The organism is Caulobacter sp. AP07 (genome assembly GCF_000281955.1).
Classification (GTDB): Bacteria; Pseudomonadota; Alphaproteobacteria; order Caulobacterales; family Caulobacteraceae; genus Caulobacter.
Map to the genome: position 1 here is coordinate 1 of NZ_AKKF01000087.1, position 6,968 is coordinate 6,968.

At 66.5% G+C, this 6,968-nt stretch carries 7 protein-coding genes; 3 read left to right on the forward strand and 4 right to left on the reverse strand.

What is annotated here, in order from left to right; genetic code table 11:
• Together PMI01_RS26375 and PMI01_RS05815 are read right to left on the reverse strand one after the other, a co-directional pair.
• A partial coding sequence (locus PMI01_RS26375; RefSeq protein WP_007665190.1) for an IS1 family transposase occupies nucleotides 1–1,062 on the reverse strand: 1,062 nt, incomplete at its 3' end.
• Between the two features lie 362 nt (nucleotides 1,063–1,424).
• Entirely contained in the window at nucleotides 1,425–1,649 is a 225-nt protein-coding gene (locus PMI01_RS05815) for a helix-turn-helix domain-containing protein (RefSeq protein WP_035034891.1), read from the reverse strand.
• Nucleotides 1,650–1,768: 119 nt separating this feature from the next.
• Between PMI01_RS05815 and PMI01_RS05820 the strand changes: the two genes are divergently transcribed.
• On the forward strand, nucleotides 1,769–2,440 hold the full coding sequence (locus tag PMI01_RS05820; RefSeq protein WP_007665192.1) for a hypothetical protein: 672 nt from the start codon (nucleotides 1,769–1,771) through the stop codon (nucleotides 2,438–2,440).
• 9 nt (nucleotides 2,441–2,449) lie between these two features.
• Here the strand turns inward: PMI01_RS05820 and PMI01_RS26965 are convergent, their stop codons facing one another.
• Nucleotides 2,450–2,644 carry a hypothetical protein gene (locus PMI01_RS26965; RefSeq protein WP_157223688.1) on the reverse strand — a complete coding sequence of 65 codons (195 nt, stop codon included), beginning with the start codon at nucleotides 2,642–2,644 and terminating at the stop codon, nucleotides 2,450–2,452.
• A 47-nt stretch (nucleotides 2,645–2,691) separates the two neighbouring features.
• Nucleotides 2,692–2,895, reverse strand: a complete 204-nt coding sequence (locus tag PMI01_RS26970; protein WP_007665194.1) for a hypothetical protein — start codon at nucleotides 2,893–2,895, stop codon at nucleotides 2,692–2,694.
• A gap of 318 nt (nucleotides 2,896–3,213) precedes the next feature.
• On the opposite strand from PMI01_RS26970, the gene PMI01_RS05825 reads away from it, so the two are divergent.
• Nucleotides 3,214–4,662 carry a DEAD/DEAH box helicase gene (locus tag PMI01_RS05825; RefSeq protein ID WP_035034895.1) on the forward strand — a complete coding sequence of 483 codons (1,449 nt, stop codon included), beginning with the start codon at nucleotides 3,214–3,216 and terminating at the stop codon, nucleotides 4,660–4,662.
• A 175-nt stretch (nucleotides 4,663–4,837) separates the two neighbouring features.
• The coding region (locus PMI01_RS05830) for a PAS domain-containing sensor histidine kinase (protein ID WP_007665198.1) at nucleotides 4,838–6,968 on the forward strand (2,131 nt) is incomplete at its 3' end.

The following is a 6,968-nucleotide window of genomic DNA, read 5'->3' on the forward strand; positions in this document are numbered from 1 at the left end:
CAGGCGATAGACCGCCAGCCACTCCCCGGCGGGCGTCCCGCCCGTTCCCTTCTTCCCCATCCCGTCGCGGCAGTTCGAACACCCTGCGGCGTGAACCTTCGTCGTTTGATGGTGGCGGCTGCGATAGACCCAATACGAGGGGGCGAGTTCAACGTCGGCGGGATCGACCACCACGCTTTGGCTATCGGCGCCAGTTTTGCCCGTTTCGTCGTCAGCCGACATCCGCCGATCTTGCGTAAAGGCGTCGGTCATGCCGATCAGGTGGTCGATCCCCCACAACTCGTCGTCGACGCCTGCCTCCATCGCGGCCGTTACCCGCTTTGTCCAGCTTTGCGATCCGTCGCGAGGCCGCCTCGGGCGCGGCACCCAGCAGTAGTTGTGGTAGACGATCCAGAGGGCGACATGGCGCTCATGGTTCGCCAACTTCTTCGAAAACGCGTTGGTCTTTCGGCCATAGCGGCGCACGCCCATTCGGACGTTTAGGTTTTGGCGCTCGACATAGCTGGTGTGGATGTCGCGTTCGTCGATCTCGCCCTTGACGACATCGCGCTGGGCGCCCTCGTAGCGGCTCCCCGATAGGCGATTGCCGTCCTTGTCGGTTTTCGAATAGCTCTTCCGAAGAACGCCATGGTTCGCATCTGATCCGAAAGCGCGCTCTACCGCTTCGGGATATGCGCCTAGGCCGTCGGTAATGATCGTGGGGCGGACGACGAACCTACCATCTGACTTCCGCTTCAATTTGGACGCCACGCGCCGCATGAAGGTCGTGGCGTCATCGAGGCCCTGGGCGCCAAGGTGGTAAGCGTAGATCAACTTGGTCTTGGCGCACACCGCGAGGTAGGTCCAAATTGTCCCCGCGTCATCGCTGGGCGCTGCCATGTCGGCGACATTGAAGCTGCGCGCTGCGACGAACGCATACAGTTCGTCGGCCTGGGTTCTGGCGATTGTGAGATCGCTCAATGAAGCGAGATGGGCGATCGCCCAATCACCAGCCTCTTCGAAAAGCTTGACGACGGTGTTCTGACTGACGCCGAAGATACGTTCGCAGGAGCGCTGCGACATCCCTTCCAGTAGGGCGTGGAGGATAAGAGCGCGGGTCCGCGCGTTGAGTCTATTCATCCAGTGCCGTAGCTGGCCGACACCGGTCAGTCCCGAGATAGCTGTTCTTGTCCATGGCAGTTCTCCTGAGTTCGCAAGTCCCGGCTATCCGGGCGCGGCGGAGAAGCGCCATTCAGAATTAAAATTCAACCGTCAAGAGAATATAAACCATATTTTCGCACCACTACCCTCAGAACAGTGGCGTGAATGCAACAAACACTGCCATTAAATTGAGATAATTATTAAGATAAATGATCAATTATTTCGATATGTGCGGGCAACAAATAGAATAAGCAGGCCGCTACACGTGCTACCAATCTTGATTACTAGAGTCGTCGCTTAAGTAGCTCAAATGCGTCGACGCCTAGTGCCGCTGCCAGCTTCTCGATGTTGTCGACCGAGATGTTTCGTTCACCGCGCTCGACGGCGCCTACGAACGTACGATGCAAGCCGGCTTCGTACGCCAACGCGTCTTGGCTGAGACGCAGATTGGCGCGGTAGCGGCGCAAATTGTCCGCCAGGATTTTCCGAAGCGTGTGCTCGCTCGCCATACCGCAAGGCTGGCGATATGCCGCTTTTACGGCGACACCGTTTACGTAGCATTATGGAGGGTTTGGTTAAGCTTTCGGCCGTGGCGCTTGGGCGCGCAACGAACCGTGAAAGGCTGAAAATGAACTCGCACGCGACGTACAGAGATGACCACGAGCCTCGCCGCATCGGCGCGGGGCTCGCGATCGGCATCTTCCTCATGCCGGTGATCTTCGCATGGTTCCTTCTGCGCACCGGCTACACCGCTGGTGCGAGGATTGTGGCGTTTGGCTGGTTAGGGCTGCTCGTCGCGGTTGGTGTGGCGGGAAGCGGCGGCTCCGCGCCGGCACCGAATGCCCCTGCCGTAAGATCGCCTACGCCCACCGCCGCGCCGGAAACCAAATGGGGTTATGGCGGCGGTGCGGACGAACTGCACGGGCAGCGCGCATACGCGATCATCCAGTCCGACGACTCCGAACGCTTCAAGGGTTCTGTGCGGTCGTCACGGCTAACCGTCACCTTGGTCAAAGCCGGCAATCAGCCGACGGTGGCGTTTCAGATGACCAAGGGCGGCACGTTCTTGTGCGGAGACGGCGACATCACCGTCAAATTCGATGACGCCGTGCCCGAGACGCTGACCTGCCACTCGTCGGGCGCGATGAACGGCGTTGTCTTCCTGGACTATCCAGGTGCGTTCATCGAACGGATCAGCGCTTCGAAGCGAATGGTGATCGAACCCGCCTACGTCGTGGATGGTCGCAAGCGTTTCCACTTCACGACAGTGGGGCTGAAGAAGCCGGCGGATTGGAATTAGGCACCCGGCCTAATCGCGGCGCGCCAATTTTCGAGCATGGGCGACCAGCCTCGCCATGTCCGCGCGAGGAAGTTCGCGGCGGGTCTCTTCGATCACCGCCGCCTCCTCCTCGCTTTCAGGCTCAGAATCTCCGACAAAGAGGCGTGCGGCGCGCAAGGTCGCCGCAATCTCTTCATGATAGTCTGTCTGCTTCCGGCGCGGCATTGGGGTCCCTGGCCCGCAACGGGCGGGCCAGGGGACAGTATCATACCTCACGCGATGTTCCCCGCGTGAATGGCACCGCAGACCACGTGACGGAGCAATGCTGAGACCGCTCCCTCCCGCGTGATCGAAGTCACACAGCGGTTGCCGTCGACAGAACCGACGTAGCGCGCGGCTCCTTCTTCAAATTCGCAGCCGATAGAGAGTTGCTGCGCTCCGCGCCGCAGATGGATGATGTCGGTCCGGTGGTACATGGGCGATCTCCTTGGTTTCGCCCAGGCACGCCGCCCTCCATTGACGCGTTTATCAAGCCGCTGATTCAAACTGCGTCACCACCAATCCTTGCCCGCCCTTGACTTCGCGCCCGCAATAAACGATCTACGCCATGCGCCGTCTGGCGCTATCGGTGCTCCAGCCGCGTGAGGGACCTGTCTGGTCCAGCCTGTCGAGCACCCTGAACGCTTCTCATCAGACCGCCCGTGTCACGCGGGGCGCTCCCCACCGACCCGCCGCCAGGCGAGCCGTGCGAGGATCGCATGCGCCGCTGCGCGGCTGCACGAGAGACACGTAACTTGACTCAATTCACCGATCTCGCCCTCGCCAAACCGCTGCTGAAGGCGCTGACCGACAAGGGCTACACCACGCCCACCCCGATCCAGGCGCAAGCCATCCCGCTGGTCATGAGCGGCCGCGACCTGCTGGGCATCGCCCAGACCGGCACCGGCAAGACCGCCGCCTTCGCCCTGCCGATCCTGCATCGCCTGGCCGAGGACAAGAAGCCGGCCCCGCGCCGCGGCTTCCGCTGCCTGGTCCTCTCCCCGACCCGCGAACTGGCCACCCAGATCGCCGACAGCTTCCGCGACTACGGCAAGCACATGGGCCTGACCGTCGCCACCATCTTCGGCGGCGTGAAGTACGGCCCGCAGATGAAGGCCCTGGCGGCCGGCGTCGACGTGGTCGTGGCCACCCCGGGCCGCCTGATGGACCACCTGGGCGAAAAGTCCGCCCACCTGAACGGCGTCGAGATCTTCGTGCTCGACGAAGCCGACCAGATGCTGGACCTGGGCTTCGTGGTGCCGATCCGCAAGATCGCCAGCCAACTGCCCAAGGAGCGCCAGAACCTGTTCTTCTCGGCCACCATGCCGAGCGAGATCGGCAAGCTGGCCGGCGAACTGCTGAAGAACCCGGCCCAGGTGGCGATCACCCCCTCGGCCACCACGGTCGAGCGCATCGACCAGTCGCTGATCTTCATCGAGGCCCAGCGCAAGCGTCCGCTGCTGGCCGAACTGCTGGCCGACAAGAGCGTCGAGCGCTCGATCGTCTTCACCCGCACCAAGCGCGGCGCCGACCGGGTGGCCAAGTACCTGGTCGCCAGCGGCATCGAGGCCGCCGCCATCCACGGCGACAAGACCCAGGGCCAGCGCGAGCGCGCCCTGGCGGCCTTCAAGGCCGGCCAGGTCAAGGCGCTGATCGCCACCGACATCGCGGCGCGCGGCATCGACGTCAACGACGTCAGCCACGTGTTCAACTTCGAACTGCCCAACGTGCCGGAATCCTACGTCCACCGGATCGGCCGCACCGCCCGCAAGGGCAAGGAAGGCGTCGCCATCAGCTTCTGCGCCGATGACGAACGCAACCTGCTGCGCGACATCCAGAAGGCCACCCGCCAGACGATCCCGACCTTCGACCGCCGCAACGACAAGACCCTGGCGGCCGCCGCGGCCGTGGCCGACAAGCTGGCGCCGCCGGAGAAGTACGTCGATCCGCGCCGCGCCGACCCGCGCAACAACGTCCCGGCCGAACTGCGCAAGCAGCGCAACCGCGGCGGCCGTCCCAATGGTGGGGCCGGCGGCGCCGGCGCCAATGGCGGCGGCAACGGCCAGGCCAAGCCCGGCGGCCAGAACCGTGGTCGCAACGGCGGTGGTCAAGGCCAGGCGCAGGCCAAGCCGGCCGGCGGCGAGTTCCGGGGTCCCAAGCGGGCCAACGGCGCGGCCGACCAGCGCTGGAACCCGATCGACTAAGGTCTATCGACTGACACCCTCTCTGTGAGAGCGCGGCCGTTTCTACCTTGAGGGGTGGAAACGGCCGTTTTCTTTGGGCGCGCCCCCCGGTGCGACCTCCACGCTGCTTGAAACCCCGCTCCGCTTGGGGTCTCCTGCGCCTGCTGGTCGAGTACGGTCGGGAAGGAACACGGGCATGATGGATACCCGTGATCGAGGACACGCCATCCAGGAGCCGCCCCCCCTCGACATGGACGCGCGGATAAGGGCGTTCGACTGGGCGGCGACGCCGCTCGGTGCGCGGGAAACCTGGTCGCCCAGCCTGAAGTTCGCGGTCGACATGATCGTCGCCAGCACCTTCCCCACCGCCCTGCGCTGGGGCCAGGATCTGGTGCTGATCTACAACGACGCCTACGCGCCGATGCTGGGCGAGCGGCACCCCCGGGGCCTGGGCACGACCTTCGCCGAAGCCCCGCCCTCGTCGGCGGTCGACTCCGAAGCCCCGGAACGGGCGGTGCTGGCCGGCCAGAGCGGGGGCACGGTGATCGAGGACCTGTTGCTGCCGACGGTGCACGCCGGCGGGGCCGTGACCGAGGGCTATTTCACCATCCGCCTCAGCCCCCTGCCCGACCCCACCGCGCCCGGCGGGGTGGGCGGGGTGCTGATCGCCCTGTCCGACACCACCCGGCGGGTGCGGGCCGAGCAGGCCCTGCGGGCCAGCGAGGAGCGCTATCAGCTGGCCCTGGAGGCGGCCAGCGGCGTGGGCGCCTGGGACTGGGACATCGCCGCCGACAAGCTCTATGCCGACGCCCGCTACGCCACCTTCCACAACATCTCGCCGGAGCGCGCCGCCCAGGGCGTGCCCTTCGCCGAGGTCTCGGCGGCGGTGCATCCCGACGACTACGCGCGCATACAGGCCTCGGGCCGCGCGGCCCTGAAGACCACTTCGGACTTCCTCGAGGACTACCGGCTGGTCCAGACCGACGGCTCAGTGAAGTGGGTGCAGGCGCGCGGCCAGGTCTTTCGCGACGCCAGGGGCTGGGCCGTGCGCCATCGCGGCGTGATGGTCGACATCACCGAGCGCAAGCGGATGGAAGCCGCCCTGGAGGCCACCGAGGCCGACCTGCGCATCGCCGTCGACGCCGCGGGCATGGGCCGCTGGGACCACAATCCCATGACGGGCGAACGCTACTGGGACAAGCGCTGCCGCGAACTCTACGGCCTGCCCCAGGGCGAGATCGAAAATCCGCTCGACGCCTTCGAGCGGCTGGTCCACCCCGACGACCTGCCCGCCCTGACGGACGCCGTCCGGGCGGCCATGGACCCGGCCGGCGACGGCGCGATCAACCACGAATACCGCATCCTGCGCCACGACGACGGCGCGCTGCGCTGGATCGAGACCTTCGGCCGGGCCTTCTTCCGGAACGACCGGTGCGTGCGCTTCGTCGGGGTCGTCTCCGACGTCACCGAGCGCAAGGAGGCCGCCGCTCGCGTCGCCCTGCGGGAGGCGACCATGGCCATGGCCATCGACGCGGCCAATGTCGGCACCTGGGACTTCGATCCGCGCGGCCGGGCCCTGCTGTGGTCGGAGCGCTGCTCGGCGATGTTCGGCGTCGGATCGGGCCTGCCCGTCACCCTCGAGGACTTCTTCGAGGCCCTGCACGTCGCCGATCGCGAGGCCGCCCAGGCCGCCTTCCAGCGGGCCCTGGACCCCGCCGTCCGCGAGGATTTCGACGTCGAGTTCCGGACCGTCAGCCGCGAGGACGGGGCCGAGCGCTGGATCGCCGCCAAGGGCCGGGGCTTCTTCGACGAGGCCGGCCAGCCGGAGCGCGTGGTCGGCGCCACGGTCGACATCACCGAGCGCAAGAAGGCCGAGCTGCACCTGCGGCTGATGGTCAACGAGCTGAACCACCGGGTGAAGAACAGCCTGGCCACGATCCAGGCGATCGCCGCCCAGACCTTCCACGCCGCCCGCTCCCTGCCCCAGGCCCAGGAGGCCTTCACGGCCCGGATCGTCGCCCTGGCCGAGGCCCACGACCTGCTGACCCGCGAGAACTGGGAGGGCGCCGACCTGTCCGACGTGCTGGGCCGGCTGCAGGCCCTGCACGGGGCGCCGGGCCGCTTCACCCTGACCGGCCCGCCCGTGCGGCTGACGCCGCGCATGGCCCTGTCGCTGTCCATGGCCCTGCACGAGCTGGCCACCAACGCGGTGAAGTACGGGTCGCTGTCGACCCCGGCCGGCCGCGTCCGGATCGACTGGACCGTGACGGCCGGGACCGGCGGCCCGCGCCTGGCCCTGGCCTGGGTCGAGACCGGCGGCCCGCCGG